Source organism: Bartonella sp. W8151, assembly GCF_016100385.1.
GTDB classification, from domain to species: Bacteria; Pseudomonadota; Alphaproteobacteria; order Rhizobiales; family Rhizobiaceae; genus Bartonella; species Bartonella apis.
The window spans coordinates 122,487-142,073 of sequence record NZ_JACFSO010000003.1 but is presented as its reverse complement, the minus strand read 5'-3'; the positions used below and the strand labels follow the sequence as shown (position 1 = coordinate 142,073).

Annotated in this window: 19 protein-coding genes; 3 read left to right on the top strand and 16 right to left on the bottom strand. The window is 44.9% G+C overall.

All coding sequences use genetic code 11. The features are described from left to right. Nucleotides 1-217: 217 nt before the first annotated feature. A complete protein-coding gene (gene phnN / locus H3V14_RS06070) occupies nt 218-853 on the bottom strand; it encodes a phosphonate metabolism protein/1,5-bisphosphokinase (PRPP-forming) PhnN (RefSeq protein WP_198213493.1) in 636 nt (211 codons plus the stop codon). A gap of 267 nt (nt 854-1,120) precedes the next feature. Here phnN and purU point away from each other — a divergent pair, with 267 nt between their 5' ends. Together purU and H3V14_RS06060 are read left to right on the top strand one after the other, a co-directional pair. Continuing rightward, nucleotides 1,121-2,005, top strand: coding sequence for a formyltetrahydrofolate deformylase (gene purU / locus H3V14_RS06065; RefSeq protein WP_198213872.1), 885 nt, complete (start codon nt 1,121-1,123; stop codon nt 2,003-2,005). 420 nt (nt 2,006-2,425) lie between these two features. Beyond that, nucleotides 2,426-3,157, top strand: a complete 732-nt coding sequence (locus H3V14_RS06060) for a hypothetical protein (protein WP_198227334.1) — start codon at nt 2,426-2,428, stop codon at nt 3,155-3,157. Nucleotides 3,158-3,418: 261 nt separating this feature from the next. On the opposite strand, the gene fliQ is transcribed toward H3V14_RS06060, so the two are convergent. From fliQ to fliF, 14 genes are all read right to left on the bottom strand, one after another. After that, nucleotides 3,419-3,685: a flagellar biosynthesis protein FliQ gene (fliQ, locus tag H3V14_RS06055; protein WP_075870273.1), complete on the bottom strand. Its 267-nt coding sequence runs from the start codon at nt 3,683-3,685 to the stop codon at nt 3,419-3,421. A 21-nt stretch (nt 3,686-3,706) separates the two neighbouring features. Then, nucleotides 3,707-4,360, bottom strand: coding sequence for a flagellar hook assembly protein FlgD (gene flgD / locus H3V14_RS06050; RefSeq protein ID WP_246785064.1), 654 nt, complete (start codon nt 4,358-4,360; stop codon nt 3,707-3,709). Nucleotides 4,361-4,376: 16 nt separating this feature from the next. Further along, a complete protein-coding gene (gene flbT, locus H3V14_RS06045) occupies nt 4,377-4,805 on the bottom strand; it encodes a flagellar biosynthesis repressor FlbT (RefSeq protein WP_246785062.1) in 429 nt (142 codons plus the stop codon). Further along, complete coding sequence (flaF, locus tag H3V14_RS06040; RefSeq protein ID WP_075870274.1) at nt 4,798-5,172, bottom strand: flagellar biosynthesis regulator FlaF; 375 nt, start codon at nt 5,170-5,172, stop codon at nt 4,798-4,800. Before flaF ends, flbT begins: the two co-directional genes overlap by 8 nt. A 56-nt stretch (nt 5,173-5,228) precedes the next feature. Further along, nucleotides 5,229-6,320 carry a flagellar hook-associated family protein gene (locus H3V14_RS06035; protein ID WP_198227332.1) on the bottom strand — a complete coding sequence of 364 codons (1,092 nt, stop codon included), beginning with the start codon at nt 6,318-6,320 and terminating at the stop codon, nt 5,229-5,231. Between the two features lie 7 nt (nt 6,321-6,327). After that, complete coding sequence (flgK, locus tag H3V14_RS06030) at nt 6,328-7,683, bottom strand: flagellar hook-associated protein FlgK (RefSeq protein WP_198227330.1); 1,356 nt, start codon at nt 7,681-7,683, stop codon at nt 6,328-6,330. A 59-nt stretch (nt 7,684-7,742) separates the two neighbouring features. Further along, nucleotides 7,743-9,014, bottom strand: a complete 1,272-nt coding sequence (locus tag H3V14_RS06025; RefSeq protein ID WP_198227328.1) for a flagellar hook protein FlgE — start codon at nt 9,012-9,014, stop codon at nt 7,743-7,745. 368 nt (nt 9,015-9,382) lie between these two features. After that, nucleotides 9,383-10,066, bottom strand: coding sequence for a response regulator transcription factor (locus H3V14_RS06020; RefSeq protein WP_075870277.1), 684 nt, complete (start codon nt 10,064-10,066; stop codon nt 9,383-9,385). 278 nt (nt 10,067-10,344) lie between these two features. Further along, nucleotides 10,345-10,914 (bottom strand): transglycosylase SLT domain-containing protein, encoded by a 570-nt coding sequence (locus H3V14_RS06015; RefSeq protein WP_369522679.1) that lies wholly within the window; start codon nt 10,912-10,914, stop codon nt 10,345-10,347. Continuing rightward, entirely contained in the window at nt 10,871-12,685 is a 1,815-nt protein-coding gene (locus H3V14_RS06010; RefSeq protein WP_198227323.1) for a flagellar hook-length control protein FliK, read from the bottom strand. The genes H3V14_RS06015 and H3V14_RS06010 overlap by 44 nt, the downstream gene beginning before the upstream one ends. Continuing rightward, nucleotides 12,682-13,977 (bottom strand): chemotaxis protein, encoded by a 1,296-nt coding sequence (locus tag H3V14_RS06005; RefSeq protein ID WP_198227321.1) that lies wholly within the window; start codon nt 13,975-13,977, stop codon nt 12,682-12,684. Before H3V14_RS06005 ends, H3V14_RS06010 begins: the two co-directional genes overlap by 4 nt. Next, nucleotides 13,974-15,425 (bottom strand): MotB family protein, encoded by a 1,452-nt coding sequence (locus H3V14_RS06000; protein WP_198227319.1) that lies wholly within the window; start codon nt 15,423-15,425, stop codon nt 13,974-13,976. The genes H3V14_RS06005 and H3V14_RS06000 overlap by 4 nt, the downstream gene beginning before the upstream one ends. Further along, nucleotides 15,422-16,168, bottom strand: a complete 747-nt coding sequence (locus tag H3V14_RS05995) for a hypothetical protein (RefSeq protein WP_198227317.1) — start codon at nt 16,166-16,168, stop codon at nt 15,422-15,424. The genes H3V14_RS06000 and H3V14_RS05995 overlap by 4 nt, the downstream gene beginning before the upstream one ends. 39 nt (nt 16,169-16,207) lie before the next feature. Then, nucleotides 16,208-17,884, bottom strand: coding sequence for a flagellar basal-body MS-ring/collar protein FliF (gene fliF / locus H3V14_RS05990; protein ID WP_198213508.1), 1,677 nt, complete (start codon nt 17,882-17,884; stop codon nt 16,208-16,210). Nucleotides 17,885-18,223: 339 nt separating this feature from the next. Here fliF and H3V14_RS05985 point away from each other — a divergent pair, with 339 nt between their 5' ends. Next, nucleotides 18,224-18,589 (top strand): hypothetical protein, encoded by a 366-nt coding sequence (locus H3V14_RS05985; protein ID WP_075870283.1) that lies wholly within the window; start codon nt 18,224-18,226, stop codon nt 18,587-18,589. 257 nt (nt 18,590-18,846) lie between these two features. On the opposite strand, the gene H3V14_RS05980 is transcribed toward H3V14_RS05985, so the two are convergent. Beyond that, a partial coding sequence (locus H3V14_RS05980) for a flagellin (protein ID WP_255520378.1) occupies nt 18,847-19,587 on the bottom strand: 741 nt, incomplete at its 5' end.

The following is a 19,587-nucleotide window of genomic DNA, read 5'->3' as shown; positions in this document are numbered from 1 at the left end:
TGCACTGACGTAACAAGATGTTTTTCGCAATAACATCGATTATCTGTTCTTTGCTCAAAATCGGCTTGACGATTTCTCCATGTTCCAGAACACAGAGATCATAAAACAACAATTTTTGACTTTTCGAAAAGCAAAGAAAATAATTTACTTTGGTTGGAAAAATAGATTTCGCCGTAAATCGGGGAAAAAATAAATACAGGTTTTATGATCTATAGTTTTAATGCTTGTCTGCAGTCATGCGGGAATTTTGTGCAGCCAATTTTTCCAGAATTAGCAATAATTTGCCGACAGCAATTTTCACATCACCCGAATTATCTATGTAGCAATATTCAGCCCCGTCGGGCAATTGGATTGGAACATTTGCACGTTCTAGCCTTTCGGCAATATCTGATTTACTTTCTCTTTTACGATTGATGAGTCGTTCTTTCAGAATTTGCGCCGGAGCATTGATTTCAACGACGAGAACATGGTCGAATAGTTTTTTTGCCATTCCAAGACTATTTCGCGAGATATTGGCAATTACAATTTTCCCTTGTTTTACGTCATTCTCAATATCAGCGGGAAGGCCATAATAAATTCCATGCGCAAACCAGTGCATAGAGAATGCGCCCTGATCCAGAAGTTTCAGGAACTGTGCCACTGATACTTCTATATTGTCTTCGTTACCTAATTTTTTCGAATTTTCATCTTGTCGATTTTGTCGCGAGATACCGGATTGTCGCGTGATTATACGTCGGGTAAATAAAAAGTCCTCGTTATTTGCCAGAACCTCATGAACAACATTAATGACCGTGTCTTTTCCCGCCCCACTCGGTCCAACAATTGCAACGAACCAACCAACATTTTTCATCATAGACCAAATGTCCATATCAAGGAGACTCTTGTCTCCCGAATTCCTTCAATGGAAAGAACTCCTATTACTTTACAACTGTAGAGAAATAATTGCCATGTCATTTGGCAAAAACGCAAGCTTTGTAACGAGCAAAAATTATCGATGCCCCATCGATAACCTAACAATAATATTATATTCATATTTCTTATTTAAAAACAGATAATAACCGGAAGTCACCCGATATGAATAACAATTGATTGGCTAATAGGACACATGATACAAATGACAATGTCACGTTTTGTTTTAACTGTCGTTTGTCCCGCAAGAAGGGGCATCGTTGCCGCTATATCGACATTTTTGGCAAAAAATACATGTAACATTGTCAACAGTTCGCAATTTGATGATGCACTGTCGAAAAAATTCTTTTGTCGCGTCGGTTTTGATAGTGAAGGCGGGAAAGATATGCACGAGCTCGAAAAGGCATTTGAGCCGATTGCTCGTGAATTCTCTATGAACGCCAATTTTTTTGATACACAAGACCGCATGAAAGTTGTGATCATGGTATCAAAATTCGGCCATTGTTTGAACGATCTCATTTATCGCTGGAGAATAGGTGCGCTGCCAATTGATATAACGGGTGTTATCTCCAATCATCTTGATTATCAAAAACTCGTTGTCAATAATGACCTCCCCTTTTACCATATTCCGGTCAATAAAGACCGCAAACGCGAAGCCGAAGACCGTTTATTCGAAATCATTTCCGGAACCGGAACGGAGCTCGTTGTTCTTGCCCGCTATATGCAAATTTTGTCCGATCGGCTTTGCAAAGAAATGTCGGGAAAAATTATCAATATCCATCATTCATTCCTGCCAAGCTTCAAGGGGGCAAACCCGTATAAGCAAGCTTTTCAACGCGGTGTCAAAATTATCGGTGCCACCGCCCATTATGTGACAGCCGATCTTGATGAAGGACCAATTATTGAACAGGATGTTGTGCGTGTAACTCATGCACAAAACGCAGATGATTACGTTGCACTGGGGCGGGATGTCGAGGCGCAAGTTTTAGCACGCGCCATTCACGCTCATATCCATCATCGCGTTTTTATTAACGATAACCGCACGGTTGTCTTCCCCGCAACACCCGGGAGCTACGCTTCGGAACGGATGGGATAATCAATTTAGCACAACATCATGTAAATAGTTGTTTTCAACAACGCCAATTTTATATGAACGACAGCTTAAAGTTGCTGCTTTATTGCTTATTAGAAGCCAAAAGGCTAAGAAACCTTGACATTGGTGGCATATAAACAATTGAAAGTCCAGTTGAACTTCAACCTGGCAATTGATATATTGTTGTTCCGATTAGATTACGCTTTTGATGAACGTCTTAGTTATTTCAAAGTTAAAATAGGATTCTCGTTATACCAAGGGCGTTGGATTCTTTTATTTCCTGTTGATATTTGAAAATCATCAAGAATTCTTGCTTTTTTCTAAAAAAAAGAATATTATGCCAACTAGGCTTATGAGGAGCTTGAAACAGAACAAGAAAAATCATGAAGATTGGAGCTTGTTGATAGTTTTTGGAGAGTAATTATGCAACCGGTTGATGCTACATCAGGCACCCGTTCGTTGACGACCGTGCAAGTAGCGGTGCCATCAACGCAGACGGCTCGGACCGACTCGGTTGTGGAACAAATTCCTATTGTTGAACCGCGGCCGCATTATCCGATTTCTGCGAGTGTCGCTGAGATAATGGCTCACATTACAGAGCTTATAAAGGAACAACAAACAGCGTCTCAAGAAGCTTTACATCAGAAAAATCTTGATGAAGCTCGCGCCGAAATGGAGAAGCTTTTTGAAGCTGTTCAAGGCCAATCCGGTAATGGCTTGGATGGCAAGAAAACGGATGGCAGTACAACACGCTTGGATGTTGATGTTGTGGCGAAGGTTGATGATCAGAAAGCCAAGGTTCCTGAAGCTGGCGATAATAAAGTTACGCCGGAAGTTAAATCAGCTAATGATGGCAATGCTGACGGAACAAGCGATCAGGGGTCTAGCGGCATTCAGGCAAAAGATGATTTTTCGCTAAGTGGTGGAAAGGTTGGCTCGAAAGGTAAAACCCATCTGCCGCATATATCCTTTGATGATAAAAGTGCAGATAAAAAGGCTACCGGTTTGAAAGCGGATGGATCCCAGAATCCAACCTCAACGGTTCAAGCGGATAGTGATACAGATCTTTCAACTGCTAATCCCGGAAGCTTCAAAATTGATACACAAGTTAGTGTGAACGGAATAAATCCCGAAACTACTAAAGAAAATATCTAACTTTTCGAAACGGTGGATTTTAACAATTCCAAGTGGAAATAGCCATTAAATGGCTGTTTCCATTTTTTGTGTCGTTTAAATACCCATTCAGTGTTTTAACCGAACGATATTAGAGAGCATGGATCGTAGCTCGACGTATATATTTGTGTTATAGATCTCAGAAAAACAGACGTCAGATCAATTACAAATACGAACGCTGAATAATACAAATATCGATAAATTGTGTTTTATATTTTCTTTATACTATAAAGAATCATGGGATTAAAATCCCGATTCAATGCGGCCATAGACTAACTGGGTAAACGAATAAATTTGACTGCCTACAAACGAAGCGGTCAGTGCAAGAACAACGAAAATGACGACAATTTTAGGTATAAAAGTCAGCGTCATTTCCTGTATTTGTGTCAAAGCCTGAAACAGCGCGATAACAATGCCGATGGCCATAGCAGCACCAACAGCAGGACCGCTTGCAACCAGAACGGTCCACACTGCCGCCGTCATCATATCTACGGCATCGGCTTCATTCATTTTTTTCTAACCCCGATCAGATCAAGCCTGTGGCTTGCTATTCATCACAGTCACACCAGGCCCGATAAGAAGGTCTTTGCCATTGTCCAGTTTAGCAATCAAACCGTCGCTGTAAATCGTAACAGATTGTGCCGTTCCTGCAGTCACAACGCCTTTTTCATCTGTAAATGAAAGATATTTTCCCACATACCCTTCGGCACGGGAAATCGGGCCATCAACCATAATATTGTTCAGTGACTTAGCCATTGTATCAAGTTTGGTGTTTGTCTGGGTTTGTTGTTCGACTGCCGAGAAGCTTGCCAATTGCGAAACAAATTCGGTTGAATCCATCGGCTTTGTAGGATCCTGATTCTTCATTTGCGCAATCAACAATTTGATAAATGTATTATAATCGGCCGTTGGGGCTTTTCCGTCCGTGCTTGATGTAGCAGTCGTAGAACCGGTAGTCGTACCTGTATTCGACGTTGAAGGTGTTTGCGTTCCGGTCGTTGGTGCAGCTGTTGTTGCAGGAGCAGAATTCGTACCTGTGGTTGCACTCTTATCATCGTCTGTTTTTGGTTCAGCCTGCGAGGCAAAACTCGATAAAGATGGTGAAGTCTTTCCGGCAGCGGTATTCGTTGCCGGAGTGTATTTCATAAGGCTTGATGTGTTATTATCGACAGCACTTATGGTCATGAATTTTCTCCTAAAATTAGGCTGTTTTCTTTTCCTTTGCAGGGGCGGGCTTTTTACCCATAATTGTGGCTTCCCGATCGAACAATCCACGAATGACCTTCAAGACTTCGAAAATCTTATCCTGTTCAGTCAAATCAATGCACTTGCGTAAACCTTCCAGAATGATCGGGTCGTTAAATGTGCGCAGCATCTTCCCCAGCATTTCAACGAAGATCATTACAGTCTTGTCGGCAGTATCTGGGTCTATCAACATGACCTGTGCAGCGAAATAAAGTTGCTTCAAAGGAGTATTTGTATCCTCTGCCTGCATGACATGGGCTTCAAGAAGAAAGGTTGCATCATTCAGAAGCTCCAATGTGACCTTGCGATCCGGCCGCAGCACCGCGCCGTTCAGATAGATTTTTTCATTAGGCCGCAATGTAATATGCATCGTTTTATCAGTCATTTTTACTTTTCTCCGGATTTGTAGCAAGACCGTCTCTGATGGATTCAGAGATTTCCACCAAAGTATCAAAATCTGCTGTTTCCCCATTCTCCAATCTCTGGATTTCCTTCAGAATAAAAAAACCAATGGAAATCAGAGAGGCTTTCAGGTCTGTCGGGAGTGCATTTTCCGCCAGCCCCAAATCTTCAATCAAAATAATCCACAATTTGCGCGTGAAGGCTACGGCTTCATACGCCTCACGGGTGCTTGGACCTGCCTTCTGGGCAGCACGTAGCATTTTAATACAGCGATCAAATAGAATACTTTCGCGCTCGCGAGCGCCCATTTGATCGTCTTCCATTATATCTTCGTACCGCATCTGATACATCAAAAATTCCCCAGATTTTACATCCGTGTTATTTAATTTACGCCAAAAGGATTAAATTAAATATAATTTGCCAAAGTCATTTTGGCGATCCGAGCTGTCATATTGTAAGAAATTTGCAATACAGTTTGGAGCTGCACCAATTTTGCAGATGCTTCAGTAGCATCTGCCCCGATCATATCATTACGTGTCTGGTTCAATATACTTAACTGTGCATTGATATGGTCATTGGCATTGGTAACCCGATTTTGGGAGTTACCTAAATTGGACGCCGACGTTATAATCTCGTTAATCGCGCTTCCGGTCGACTTATTATCGGAAGAAGCTCTTGCACGATCGCCTACAACTTGCTGGGCAGCTGAAGAGAGCCCGATGTTACCGAATTCGGCAACGAGAACCATATTTTTCATCGCATGACGAAAACCGGCATCATTGGCACTTGCTGAAATATCAACAGTTTCGCCGCTTGCAGATATGCGGTTCATGACCGCGCCATCTTTAGCGCGAGAGAAATTTGTTGACCAACTTGGTTCTTCAAACAACTTGTCAAATGGTCCATCAATAAAGGACTTCATTTGTTCATCTGTTATATTGGCAACCTGCGGATCATCAAGATTGAAGCCGAAGTAATCTCTGAATGCATCCTGAACAATTTTGCTACCGCCAGTATTGCTGCCTGCTTTGTAGTAATCGAAAGGCGGCTCGCTTGTATTTGATCCACCAAAAACATACTCGTTATTGTAGCTGGTGTTCATTGCCGAAACGAAAGAGTCGAGAGCTGTTTGAGCAGCAGACTGCATTGTCTCGGGCGTAGCTGAAACATTGTCGCCCACCAAAGCCTTGTTAAACTGGACAAGGCTGCCACCCGGTTTATCTTTTGTGCTCGCACCCACCAGACTTTGCAAAGCAGTTTGCGCCGAAGCCATACGCTGAGCGGCCAAATTATTGCTATCTTTCAAGCCCTGAAGTGTCGAAATCTGGTTCTCGTTATCAACAAAGCGACCTGTCTGCCGGCCAAGTTTCAAGCCCGGATCTCTAACCCTCTGTGTTGTTGATTCATAACTTGCTTCATTGATCTCGGATTGAGCTTGCGACACAATCGAGCGCTGCGAATTGTTCAAGACATAAGTAGAAATTGCGTTGATATTCATTTCACACCTACCTTACCGCACTCATCAGGTCATCCAGCATTTTGCCTACTGTCGTTATGATACGTGCAGTTGCCGAATAGGTTTGCTCCAGTTGAAGCATGAGCGCCATTTCATCGTCTGTATTGACCCCCGTTTCATTGGAAAGAGCTTCTCCGGCACGACTGAACATTGTGCTCTTATACTCATTGTCGGAGGTGGCAGACTGGCGCACACCCTCTATCCACGAAAGGGATTGCTTACTGTAAGACGTGATACTTTGCGTGTTATCAAGCCCTGTATCGTTACCGAAATTACGGGGCTTATCCAAATTGTCGATCAGTTTTTGAATATCTTTACCGAGCTTTTCCGGACCACCATCAACGGTATTGCTATCAAATTCCGGATTAACGCTAATTCTACCAGCCGTACCGGTAACGTTAGTTTCGTCACCTCCCTCGAATAGAGCGGGAGGACCTTTAAAAATATCGGTCAGCGCATTGGCTATTTCATCAAGTTGTTTCTGGTATTGCGGAGCAGTTTCATCGCGAACTTTCAATAAACCGCCGAGTTTGCCCGACCCGTTAGGCGAATTGAAAGCATCATGCGAGAGCGGAACACCGTCAACAAGGACAGGGCTACCCGCTTTTCCAGCTGGCAATGGCCCGCTTGGAGAAAATGAAACCTGACGCGGAACCTTGTCATAAAGTGTACTGTCATCCATCCCGTAGATCGACATTGTCCCGTCAGGATGAGTAACTGTTGTTATACCAATTTCCTGAGACAATTCTTTAAGAATTGCATCGCGTTGATCCATATAGGCATAGCCATCACGCCCCGACCCTTTTTCATTAACGATTTCTTTTTCAACTTGCTGAAATTGTTTTAACAGATCGTTGATATGATCAACAGAATCCTTGATCTCGCTATCTGTGTCAGTGCGTATTTTTTCAATTGCTTTGGAGCCGGCATTTAACGTATTGGCAAGATCTTTTGCCTTGTCAATCGCAGCATCCCCTGCTGTTCTTTGGCTCGGATTATTTGCATAAAACTGCAAAGCTTTTTTGAAATCGTCAAGTAAACGCGACGGAGAATTTTCAAAATCGTTCGTACTATAAATGTTCGAAAGTTGATTTGCACCGTTGTTTATAGCTGAAGCAGCAGCCGATTGACTGGATTTGACCAAATAGTTTGTAAGAAGTTCCGGATTATCATCACGGATAACCTTGGAACTGACCATTCCGTTGGCGCCGGATTGGACATGGGTGGTGCGATGGGTATAATTTGTGTCCCGCGCACCACCAATATTTTGTGATACAACACTCATCTGACCAGACGATGTTTTGAGTGAATTTCTTGCTGTAGAAAGTGCTGTACCTAGTGTCATTTTAGCCTTCTTTTATTTCATGTAATCGGCCGTTTAGCCGGTTTCAAGTAAGGTTAGTCCTAACGTTTCAAATTGACAATAACGTCCATTACTTCCGAACCCGTCTGGAACACTTTCGAGTTCGCAGTATAATTGCGCTGCGCTTCGATCATGTCTGTCAATTCATCACCGATATCGGCGTTTGACTCTTCCAACATACCACTTCTTAGAACGCCGAATGTACCTTCACCCGGATGTCCGAATGTTTGACCACCGGCTTCCGGTACTGCCTGAAACACTGTTCCTGTAATCGGAATAAGTGAATCCGGCGCAGTCACTGTCGAAAGGCCAACGGTACCGATCGTTCTTACCTGACTGTTACTATAGCTAACTTGTATTTCGCCGTTAGTACCAAAACTAAAGCCTTTATAGGTCCCTGGTGCATAACCGTCAGCTTCCGCATCAAATGTAAAGTTGGCACCAATCTGTGTCATACTGGTTTTACCGTTATTATCTTTGGCTGCCATGTTGATGGTAACCGGGAACGTAGTAACGGCTCCAGAAGTTTTGTTGACGTTCGGAACGTTGATCGTGAGCGGCGTTAATGGGGAGGTAATGTTGCCGTCTTTGCCGAATGTTAACGTCTGCGGAGGATCCAACAATTCTTCTACTGCGGGATTACCGTCAGCGTCTGTTGTATTCGTGCAGGCGTGCATTTCCCAAGTGTTATCGTCGGTCTTTGTATAATAAAAGTCGACACTCACTGCGGTGCCCTGATCATCATAAACTGTGGCAGATTTCTTAAGATGATAAGTTTTCTCGTTTTTTGCATCAAAAGTGACAGCATCTTCGCCGGTTCTCTTGATAGCGGTTTTATCTGACTGAAGGTTTGCTGTTAAATTGATATTTGTGGTCACTTGGCCTTGGAGCAGCTCACCGGCGCCGCCTTTAATCACGACGCGTTTTCCGGTTTCATCCAGCAGATAAAATCCTGCAGCATTTTGTAAATAGCCTTCGCCGTTTCTCTGGAAAGAACCGGCACGGGTTAGGTATTCGGTTCCAGATTCATCTTGAACACGGAAAAAACCGTTGCCTTCAAGCATGATATCGCCAGGCTTCCCTGTTCCTCGTCCTGCACCCTGCATTGAAATATCATGGCGAACCGTTGTTGTGACACCACCGGATTGATAAGCATTACGCGTTGATGGCATAACCAGATCGGAAAACTGGGTATCCGTCCGCTTATAACCAGCCGTACTAACGTTAGCGACGTTATCTGCAACGCCTGTAAGTCTGTTTGCCTGTGCGTTCATTCCTGCAACGCCGGTACGCATCATACCGTAAATACCCATTGTTATCTCCTTGAGTTGAGAACCATAGTTGCAACATAGAAGCGCATCCTTGTGCGAAGCTGGCGTTATTTCGGTTTCAAAGAAAATTAACTGTTCATTGGCGCCGCGTTTCATTTTCAAAATGCTGTTTCAAACCTCGGGCCGGTTTCAAATTTAACCTTACAACTCGAGAGTAAAAATCGAACAAACAGAATGGTTCATTTGTCTCCAGTCCGAATAAAGGATTGAACAATCAAGAAAATGATACGAGTGAGCGGAATTTCAAGGTAAAAAGCTTTATGAAGGTTGTTTAAAATTCACTTTTGAATTGATCAAAAAAAAGCCTGCGGAACCGCAGGCTTAAAGAAATCGTATGGAGTTACGATAAATTAATCAATATTCAAGCTATAGCCAAGAAAACGTTTTGAATCGATAACATCGCTTCCAAGCTTGGCTTTCAATTTCTTGCGAAGTTTGCTGATGTGGCTTTCAACAACGTTTTCTTCCACATCTGAATCAAACACACCATATATGGCGTTGAAAATCTGCGTCTTGTTAACACGCCGGCCATGATTGGCAACCAGATATTCAAGAATACGGCGTTCACGACGAGGTAGAACAAAGTCAACACCGTTGATCTGGGGATCACGTCCATCGTTAAATACACTGATCGGTCCTAAAACAACTGCTGCATCGGATTTACGGATCTCTCCACCCATACGGCGGCGGATTGCTGCTACCCGAGCCAAAATTTCACGGACATGAATGGGTTTACGAAGCACGTCATCAATTCCGGCCTGGAACAAAGCCAATGTCTGTTCAAGTGAATTGTTTTCCGTGACAGCCAATACAGGAGCATCACAATGAGCGCGAATTTTCTTCGGTAATTCGATACGATCCTTGCAATCACCAAGAAGAATCGCTTCGACTGCTGACATTTCCGATTTTGGTGCAGTTTCTACCCAGTCATCAAAATCGGCAGATGATAAACCTGTTGCCGAGATGCCTTCCCGTGCGAACAAGGCAGAATAACCATCCGTTACCAGCTTGCGTTCGTCTACAACTATTATCATGTCCCTATTCCTATTAAACGCCCTCACCAAATTCTGAAACTCAAGAACTTATCCTTAATGAGGACCTTTCTTTAAGATATCTTTCACCACGAAAATTACAAGTCGTTTTTAACTTTTCCCGTCAAGAATCTGCCATACTTTCCCGAATTTAGACTATTTTTTTAACATTTTGACGTTTTAAAAAACTATTTTTCGTATAAAATGCGTTTATTTTCAAACAGTTAGCTATTCCTAAACGCGTTAACTATAGAATTTAACCATGCTTATTAAAACATCAGTTATAGTTCTCCACGACAAAACTGGCGCGAAGCTTGCGTCCATTTTCCGAAGCCGGAAGCAATCATGTTTGCCATGACCTGACAGACATATCGTTTTTGTGCGGGGTTATTATTCGGCCCTGCATGATAGCGGGCGACTGCCATTGTCCAACTCCCTTCCCTCTGCCTCAATTCCTTAAGGAATCGCGCAGCATAGTCGACGTTGAGATGGGGCTGGAACATTGCTGCTACCGACGGAAATCGCTCCCCATGATAATAGTGGTTGATCTGCATACAGCCGACATCAATCAGTTTTGCACCGCGACGTTTCGCCTCATAAAAGATACGCAATGCTTGCGACTCGTTTTGCGCAAAATACGCTTTTCCATCAATATTAAGCGCATATGGTTGAAGTGAGTCTTTGTTACCGGTTTCAGTAAGGCCTACAGCATAGAGAATTCCCAATGGAATATCATAACGTTTCGATGCTTCGATCATCTCGCCCTCGCAAGCATTGCCTGCGAAAGCAGTTGTGACAGACGTAAGACTAGACAACCAGATGGCGAGGATCGCGAACACTAGTTTCTTCACGTCCACCTTCTTCCTGCATGGGCGTACCGGTGATTGGAAATTCGGTAAACGTTTGCCTTGATCCATTGTGCCCACCTTGTCCCTGTTGTCCGGAAAATTGCCGCTGGCCGTTAAAATTCTGGCCACTATTATCTTGCTGGGACGGTGATTGGCCCGAATTGCTCGATTGTCCCTGTTGGACTGTTTGTGAACTTCTATCGACAATCATAATCGTCAAATGTCCATCATCATTGAAACCGGACTTTTCCAGTGCCTTATGTAAGGCATGGTGGTCAGCAGCAAGGAGACGGGCCGTTTCCTGACGTTCGGCATGAATTTCGATATGCAGTCCATCGCTTGTTTTGCGCAGCCGCGCCTCGACCATGCCAAGGTTTTCCGGATTGAGTTTGATACGCAAAAGACGCATATCACCAACTTGCCGATTTTCTGTTACCTCGACGCCGACAATGCGGCCGGCTTGTGTCTGATCGCCCCCTCTCGTTTCGGACGTTGCTACTCTGTCACCGATATTCAATGTCGAGCCAGCCTGAGCTTTTTCGGCAGCATTATCAAAATTTGCCTGCTGTGAAGAATTGTTAGATGCCTGAAAGATATTGTTTTGTGTACGTCTATCACCATTTTGCTTGCGGCCGGATACTGTGTGATCTGCTCGACCAGTTGCAACTTTCGCGTCACCATCTTCGCTTCTAACTGAAAGAGTAGTGTCATCTTCAAGGGCAAGGCCCGATTGTCCACGATCGTCTTCACCGGCAGCTTTAGAAGCAGGCTCGTTTACTGTTTTGTCATCGTTCGCAATTTTACCAAATGCTTTTTTGGCGTCTTTTTCTGCTCCAGAAATTCGCGCCGTTCCAGCTTGAACTTGGGTTTCGTTACTATTTGTCTGTACTGCTGCAAGCTGAGCATCTGTTGCGTTTTTTGCTGCTTGTTCTACAGCGCCGTCAGAAGATGCTACAGCCGCATCGATTGCTTCCGGTTGTTGCATATCACCTTTGGATTTATCTCCGCCGAGCGAATGGGCAACTTTCGTATAATTGTTTTGATTGACAGTTAGGTGGTTGACAGTCGCCAATTGGTTAACATCCAAGTTTGAAGAATTTCCGGTGTTTTCGGATTGGCTACCGTCGCCGTCGGCCGATTTGCCGTTTTTATCCTTGGACAAATGCAATTTATCTTTGGAAACAGTTCCGTTCAAGCCGGACCGATCGGACTTTTCATCGCTTTTAGAATTAGAGCCGGCAGTGTCTTTTTCTATTGATGAACCGGCTTTTTGTTCATCAAGATGTTTAAGAATATCGTGAATAGTCGAAGACGATTGATCGTCCGCGCTATCCTGATCATGGTGTACAGAAGTTTTCGTATTTTCTTGTTGTTTTTGCGGTTGACCGGATACGCTGTCTTTCGTTTGTGAAGCGTTTTGTTTGGTAACTTCGTTTAAACGAACCTTATCATTGGTTGCTTTGTCAGTTGCACCTTTATCATTAGCAATCTTGTCGGCCGAAGCTTTATCATTTGCAACTTTATCGGCATAGAATTTATCCGAATATGCTTTGTCGGAGTATGCTTTGTCCGAATAGGATTTATCAGATGCAACCTTTGCCGATTGCCTGTCGCTTTCTTTCAACGTTGCAGATCTATCACCCTGATCTTTATGCAAGATATCATCAAAACTTGTGTCAGAAGATTGATTGGATTGTGCCGCTCTTTTATTCTCGGCTTTTGGTTGGGTATTGCTTGCAATAATGTTCGTAAAATCCCCCGAAATTACCATCATTTTTTCTCCAGTAGTTTGTCTACGTCACTGATTTTCTTTTGTGTCTGCTGCATGAATTGATCAATTTCACTAGATGTTTTTTTCACATCAACCTTGCCCGAAGCATTTTCTGTCGGCATTGGTAACGGTTCGGTCGTCTTTTTCCCGACCTGATCAAGCGGCACTCCGACAGCTTCTTTCAACGCAGGCTGTTCCTCGTCCGGGTCTTCATCTTCATTCTGTTGTTTCGGCAAAATATTTGTATCAAGAACAACCCCCTTGGCGACCGCTTTGGCCGCCATTAGCAACGGCCGGTCTTTTTCTGGCAGATTGTCGACAGAAATTGTCTTCAGCATCTCGCCAGCATCTTCCGCTGCCGTTGACCCCACCGAACTTGCCGCATAATAAAGACGCGCCGACGAGTCATCTACATTGAGAGCCTGTGTAAGACCGAGAGCTTTTTCCGCACCAAAGTGGGCGCGCGGCATACGCGCTTCAATCAATGCTGCCCGACTGATTTTCAAATAGATGACGAGCTGTATCTGTTTTGGTGCATAACCAACAAATTCGCTTAATTCCTGATCATTGAAACGGCTATCCATCATTGGCAGTGAAGTCGCAAAATCCCGCCAGAATTCGTTTGCATAGGGTGATTTGGAAAAACGTGTTACATAATTTCTTGTAAGCAAACGCAAAAGCTTGACATCGCCCATCATGGTAGCAACTCTCACCTGACGGCGAATAGCCGCTTCCTCGAAAAGCGAGCCCGGTGCTGCAAGCCTTACCCAATTCAAACGAGCTGAAGCTTTTTCCGGACTGGCTTCCGTCAAATCGGCTACCGTGCTCAAAGTGATGGAAAGCAATAATGCTGCGGGAATTTCGGAGTCATCTTCGGGCAAATTATCAAAAGCCCTTAAAAACCTATCCTTTTTGTGGTGGCTATATGCCAGCGCACCATCAATGTAGTTTTTAGGAATAATTCCATCCGGTGCGTTTTTGAGAATAGTCTCAACAACACTGGGATTTCCACCATTGAACAGATAAGTGAGTGCTGCAAAAAGATTTTGCGCATTTTCCCAAGTCGATGGATCTTCCGTCAAAAACTTCTGGCCGATATCGGCAAGCACGCGTGGCTGCATCTGCAATGCACCGGGCTGGCCGCTAGCAATATCATCCTGCAAGCTTTCCAGCGAGCGGACAAGCTGAACCGGCCCCAATGCGGATTCAGTCATCTGTGCTTCAAGCGGTGTTGAAACGATAAGTGGCAGAGCGACACCGGCAAAACATATCATTTTGAAAAAACGATTTATCATTGTTTCTTCTCCACTTTTGTCTCGCCGCCAGCCTTGGCTTTATCAGCCGCATTTTCTTTATTGCCGTTACTGCTTTTTTCTTCCGTTTCACTCTGTGGCAACCGCATGAAGATTTCGATCCGGCGGTTTTCGGCTGCATAAGGATCAGCTTTGTTTTTTAACTGATGATCGGCATAGCCTTCAACGCGGAGAATCCGTTTTTCGTCAAGCCCCCCACGAACCAGCATGTAATAAGCCATTTGTGCGCGAGAGCTTGATAATTGCCAGTTATCGTAAGTTGCACTTTTATAGGGGCGTGAATCGGTGTGACCGGCAATGACAACATCACCCTTTTTGTTTTGCAGAATTTTTGCGACACCGGCTAACAGATCAACCACTTTTTTATCCGGCTTGGCCGAACCGACAGAAAACATGCCATAATGAGCCTGGTCCATCAGCTCTATCGCCACACCATCTTTGACCGATACAACCCGAACCATCGGTTGTTGGGTACTTTTCGCATCTTTGATAAGTTTGCTGAGCTCGCTCGAGATTTCGCGGACTACGGCTGGCAAAGATTTGTCTTTTGCTGCTTCTTGTGGTGTTTCTGCTTTGGTCACACTGATCTGTTGCTCGATTGTTTGCGCCGAAGTTCCGGCTGCCGCGCCTGTTTGTTTTTCTTTTTCACTTTGCGGCGTCTGCTCGCCTGCTTTCTCTGCTTCGTTATTTAAAGCGTTTTCAGCCTTTTTCTCTTCGCCAGCCGTCGCATTTTGCTGTTGAGCGGACTGTTCGGCAGCCTGCACCGGCTTGCCCTCATTTCCAGGAGTTGCCGTCTCGCTTGCATGTTCGGGAATTGCAACCCCCGGCTGACTTGGCAATTTGGCATCACGCCCGCCGGAATTCTGGCTTGGTCCGCCATCTGTTTCGGCTATTTCGTGGGAAGCATTTTTTGTCCAGTAATCGGGTGAAAAAGGATCCCGATACGCTGTTCCTTCGCTTGCCCCTTTTTGTGAACCGCCTTCGGCATTGCCACCTGCACCGCTTTCACTTTCTTGATCGACAGCAGATTTTTGGGCAATTTTATCAAGCTCTTCGTAAGGCTCGCTCATCATTTTTTGCTGTTCGGCACTACTTTGTTTATCGCCACCTTCTTTCGAACCCGGTTCACCATGAGCTTCATTACCGGACTTTTTGTCGTTGTCACCAACAGCATCATTTTCCTGAATACCTTTCGGATTGGTACGCCGGTCAACCAATTTGATAGGATTGAAATAGCTTGCAACAGCGGCTTTGGTTTCTTCGTTTGCAGCATTGATGAGCCACATAACAAGGAAGAAGGCCATCATGGACGTCATAAAATCCGCATAAGCAACTTCCCATGCGCCGCCGTGATGTTCACCTTCATCCTGGCCTCCACGACGGACGATGATTATTTCATCATGAGGTTTTTCGGGCTCGTCTGAACTCATTCTACCAGCCCCTTCAATTCTTTCATAATCGGTTCAAGTCGCGTTGCGATGACCTCGTTGCCGAGTTCCAGCCTTATGTCGGCTGAATCGGTTGGCCGCAAAACAAACTTGTCTTTGTCAAAATCCGGCCGCTGTTCCAAAGCTTTCAACAGTTCTTCATTGCCTTCGACAACCAACGGTTGCTTGGCAGAAACTGCTTCTTGGGCAATGCGTTTTGCAAAATCGTTTAAAGCATCGTCGTGCATTTTGTCGCCAATAAACGCGCCAAGTATTTTTGCAACATCGGTGCTGATGTCTTCGAGCATTTTGTCAAAGCCTACTTTCAGACTTTCATCCAAATTTCCGGCGACTTCCGCAATGGTTTTTGTCTTCAACTCGCTCAAAGCTTTCTCATGTTCGGCTATGAGAGTTTGCTTTTCTTGTGCAAACTTTGCCTCCATTTCAGCTTTTGTTTGAGCAACAGCTTCATCAACAGCCTGTTTTCTCAGCTCTTCAGCATTGGCTTTCGTCTCCATTACGAGAGAAGCTTCGTCAAAGCTGTCTTCAGGTTTATCTTCTTTATGGTTGAAGTCGACCATTTCGTCGGCTTCAACAACGGGCTCCTCGTCGTGAACGGGAATTTCCGCATCCATCGGCAACACTTCAACCTCGGTATCGGGGATTTTACGAGGCGCAAAATCGCTCAAAAAATGGGAAAGCGAAGCGGCTTTCTTGTTTTCCATTTCTGTGTTGCTGTTATCCATTGCGCTTATCATCTTTCACCCCGGGGTTTACGGCTGTTGTCAAGCCGCTTGTGCCGGCGTTCCTTTGTTGTCGTCTTCCTGTACCCACTCGCGCAGGACATTTGCAAAACGGTCTTCATCCATCGAAATCATCTGATCAAGGCGGTTCTGCGGCGGAACACGCATACGAGAACGCAAATCTTGTAGCCCATCCTCATCCGGTATCATATTACCATCAAACCCTTCATTCTTGCTAGCCTCATTCGGTAGAGCCGGCATGTTCTCCGGTCCTGCCAAGGCACTTTCATTGGCTCCCGACAGTGCAAGCTGGTTACCATGCATTTCGCGCATCAGCGGACGTACACCTAAGAACATGATGAGCAATACTGCAATGACAAGGGCTGCACCATTTACAAGACCTGACGTATATTTTGACAGAGACTGCCAGATCGGTGTCGAGACAGGCTGCATATTTTCATCGTCGTTAGAGACAAAATCGACAGCCGTTACGTTGATAATATCACCACGGTCGGGATCAAGTCCGGACGCTGTTGCGACCATTTGACGGATGCGGTTGACCTGATCATCAACATAGTTGGCCGGTGCCGGTGCTTCCTTATCACTGGGTTTCAAGCGTGACCGGTCGATAACAACGGCAACAGCAAGTTTCTTGACATTGAAACCGTCGCTGACTGTGGAAATTGTTTTCGAGTTGATTTCGTAATTAGTCGTTTCTTCACGGCGGTCCTTTTTATCAGAAGAGTTTTCGCCCGCACCGCCTGCAATTTCTTCTTGCGGAATGTTTTGTTCAACACCGACAGCGCCGTTATTACGGTTATTCTGGGCGTCGCCCTGATCACGGACCGTGCGAACCGAACGCGCAACCTGTGAATCCGGATTATAAATGGTTTCATTTGTCTGGCGGCGGTCGGTATCCAATGCAACCTGAACGCTGGTCTGGAAATGATCCATGCCGAGATATGGAGCCAATTGTTTGCGGATGTTTTCATCAATCTGCGCAGCAACCTGCCGTTCAAGAGATGCCATCATGACAGGTGCGCCATTCATGGCATCTGTTCCTGAAGCCAACAACTTGCCGCTTGTATCAAGCACTGTAACCGAACTTGCTTCGAGAGATGGAATGGCGGCTGCTACCAACTGGCGAATGGATTGTGCCGATTCGGTGGCAAAATTGCCGTCCGTGCGGATGACAACGGAAGCAGACGGTTTCTGATTTGCACGACGGAAAGAGCCTTTATCCGGCAAAACAATGTGAACACGTGCAGCTTTAACCCCCTGCACAGCCTGAATTGTACGGGCAATTTCACCTTCCAGAGCGCGCTGACGTGTAATTTCCTGCATAAAGGAAGTAAGCCCCAGAGACCCCATATTGTCAAAAAGCTCATAGCCGGCATTGTTTGATGTCGGCAGGCCTTTTTCGGCAAGAAACATACGTGCTTTTTCAGCCTGTCCAACGGGAACTTGAACAGAAGTACCATCGGAAGAAACGTCAAAAGCAATGCCTGCTTCACCCAGTGCCATGCCCATGCGATTGACATCATCGCGGGTAAGGCCGACATAAAGCGTCTCGTAAGTCGGTCGGGTGAGATAAAAGCTTGAAAACAGAATCGTTCCGAATAATGCAACTCCGACCAGACCCAGAGCAATCAGGCGTTTGGCGCCCAATTTGCCAAGTGCCGAGCCAATCGAAGAAAACAGAGCCAGTATTCTATCCATCTATCTTTACCGTATTAATTGGGCAGAAACCCGTTGTTTCTTGTCAGAAATATAGGCTTTAAAAGCTGACATATCCCTAACTTTACTTTGCACCATAGTTGCCGAAGCTTGCGCGAAGGTGAACAACCGGTTGGGCATGGTGCGACATCTGGTGCTCTTCACCTTATGGTTAATAGGCAATGGAAACTATTGTCACTCTCGAATGGACGTGGTACCCAAAACCGCCTAGCCTCTGTTGGAAAATCAACCACTCGACAATCGGGGTGAGCTGCGGCGCAACATGTTTTCATGTTGTTTTATTGCGGGGGTGCCAATTGGGATAAATTAAAAGGATAATCGATGTACCGTTTATTTTTCACAGCTATTTTGTGTTTGCCGCTTGTTGCCTGTGGCGGGTCGAAAAAAACCTGTAGCTCGCGAGAGGTGCTGGATGCTCTTCATGACAAGCTCGTTATCGGGATGAACTACCAAGCTGGAGTTGATGGCTATTACGACGGCCAAAAGGCAAAAATTACTTTGACCGACCCTCGGACAATTGGTCCAAGCGGTGATTTTATGCGTTGTTCCGTAGCTATGAAATTGACCCACTACGTCGACCCGAAAACAAACGAACGCTACCCGAAGCCTTTGGAAAAAACTGTTCCAATGCCTTTCAGCTTCAAAGATGTTGATGCGATGATTACCGAAATCAGGGTTGCACAATAAGTGTTGCGCGATTTTTCGGGCAATCCCTTCAACTTTTCACCATTTGCGTGAAAAATCCGGCACAAGGAATAATCTGCCAGAAAATCTGGTGGAGCCTGAATAAGCCTATGAAGATAAATGCTTGAAACACACATGGAACAAAAAACATTTCGAATAGGCAAAGAATAGAGATAAAGAAAAAGGCCGCGTTTTACGCGGCCTTTTTAATTGATAAAGCAACTCCGGTTGCATTTGCAACCGGAAGAGCACTATTGCTATTATTGACGGAACAGCGACAAGATGTTCTGGCTGTTCTGGTTAGCAATCGACAAAGCCTGAATGCCCAATTGCTGTTGAACCTGCAAAGAAGCAAGGCGAGCAGATTCTGCATTCATATCGGCATCAACCAGTGAACCGACACCTTTATCAACGGCATCCATCAACTTGCTGACATAGTCGATCTGGCCTGTAACCTGAGCTTTCGCAGCACCAAGTGTTGCACCAGCCGTAACAACATTAGACGTTGCAGTCGTGACTTTGCCCTGAACAGCCTTTAAGACCTGTTCCATTGTCGACGAGGAAACTTTACTGAAATCGGTATCAACAAAATCCTGAACTGTCATTGTCGCAGCAGCTTCAGTAATGTCCTTTTGAGCCTTTGTTACTTTGTCCTTGTCATCTTGAGTGGCAGTATCACCTTTTGCTGCAAGATCAGCCTGAGCTTTTTGAAGTTTATCGTCCAAATCCGCAAAATCCGGTGCAGTTGCTGCTTTACCAAAAACGTCTTTCAAGACGCCTTTGGTTAAATCAAATGTGCCATCAGCGCCCTTGGTTGCAAAGTTAAGATCAGCACCGCCAACGTCGATCATATCGACATAAACAGCCGAACCTTCACGACGATAGGAACCGGCAATACGGACTGACTGGCCATCGTTACCAAGAATGTTCTTTTCAGCCAAAGATGCAGAATAAACAGCTGACTGGATATCATTCATATTGGCTTGGATATCAGCCTGAAT

What these genes read in the sequence shown, in the direction of transcription:
- fliQ (WP_075870273.1), bottom strand. Translation starts at nt 3,685, where the DNA reads ATGAATGAAGCCGATGCCGTAGATATGATGACGGCGGCAGTGTGGACC.
- H3V14_RS05985 (WP_075870283.1), top strand. Translation starts at nt 18,224, where the DNA reads ATGTACCGTTTATTTTTCACAGCTATTTTGTGTTTGCCGCTTGTTGCC.
- H3V14_RS06035 (WP_198227332.1), bottom strand. Translation starts at nt 6,320, where the DNA reads ATGAATATCAACGCAATTTCTACTTATGTCTTGAACAATTCGCAGCGC.
- H3V14_RS05995 (WP_198227317.1), bottom strand. Translation starts at nt 16,168, where the DNA reads ATGGATAACAGCAACACAGAAATGGAAAACAAGAAAGCCGCTTCGCTT.
- H3V14_RS06020 (WP_075870277.1), bottom strand. Translation starts at nt 10,066, where the DNA reads ATGATAATAGTTGTAGACGAACGCAAGCTGGTAACGGATGGTTATTCT.
- flaF (WP_075870274.1), bottom strand. Translation starts at nt 5,172, where the DNA reads ATGTATCAGATGCGGTACGAAGATATAATGGAAGACGATCAAATGGGC.
- H3V14_RS06005 (WP_198227321.1), bottom strand. Translation starts at nt 13,977, where the DNA reads ATGATAAATCGTTTTTTCAAAATGATATGTTTTGCCGGTGTCGCTCTG.
- flgD (WP_246785064.1), bottom strand. Translation starts at nt 4,360, where the DNA reads ATGACCATAAGTGCTGTCGATAATAACACATCAAGCCTTATGAAATAC.
- purU (WP_198213872.1), top strand. Translation starts at nt 1,121, where the DNA reads ATGTCACGTTTTGTTTTAACTGTCGTTTGTCCCGCAAGAAGGGGCATC.
- flbT (WP_246785062.1), bottom strand. Translation starts at nt 4,805, where the DNA reads ATGACTGATAAAACGATGCATATTACATTGCGGCCTAATGAAAAAATC.
- H3V14_RS06000 (WP_198227319.1), bottom strand. Translation starts at nt 15,425, where the DNA reads ATGAGTTCAGACGAGCCCGAAAAACCTCATGATGAAATAATCATCGTC.
- flgK (WP_198227330.1), bottom strand. Translation starts at nt 7,683, where the DNA reads ATGACACTAGGTACAGCACTTTCTACAGCAAGAAATTCACTCAAAACA.
- H3V14_RS06025 (WP_198227328.1), bottom strand. Translation starts at nt 9,014, where the DNA reads ATGGGTATTTACGGTATGATGCGTACCGGCGTTGCAGGAATGAACGCA.
- fliF (WP_198213508.1), bottom strand. Translation starts at nt 17,884, where the DNA reads ATGGATAGAATACTGGCTCTGTTTTCTTCGATTGGCTCGGCACTTGGC.
- H3V14_RS06060 (WP_198227334.1), top strand. Translation starts at nt 2,426, where the DNA reads ATGCAACCGGTTGATGCTACATCAGGCACCCGTTCGTTGACGACCGTG.
- phnN (WP_198213493.1), bottom strand. Translation starts at nt 853, where the DNA reads ATGATGAAAAATGTTGGTTGGTTCGTTGCAATTGTTGGACCGAGTGGG.
- H3V14_RS06010 (WP_198227323.1), bottom strand. Translation starts at nt 12,685, where the DNA reads ATGATGGTAATTTCGGGGGATTTTACGAACATTATTGCAAGCAATACC.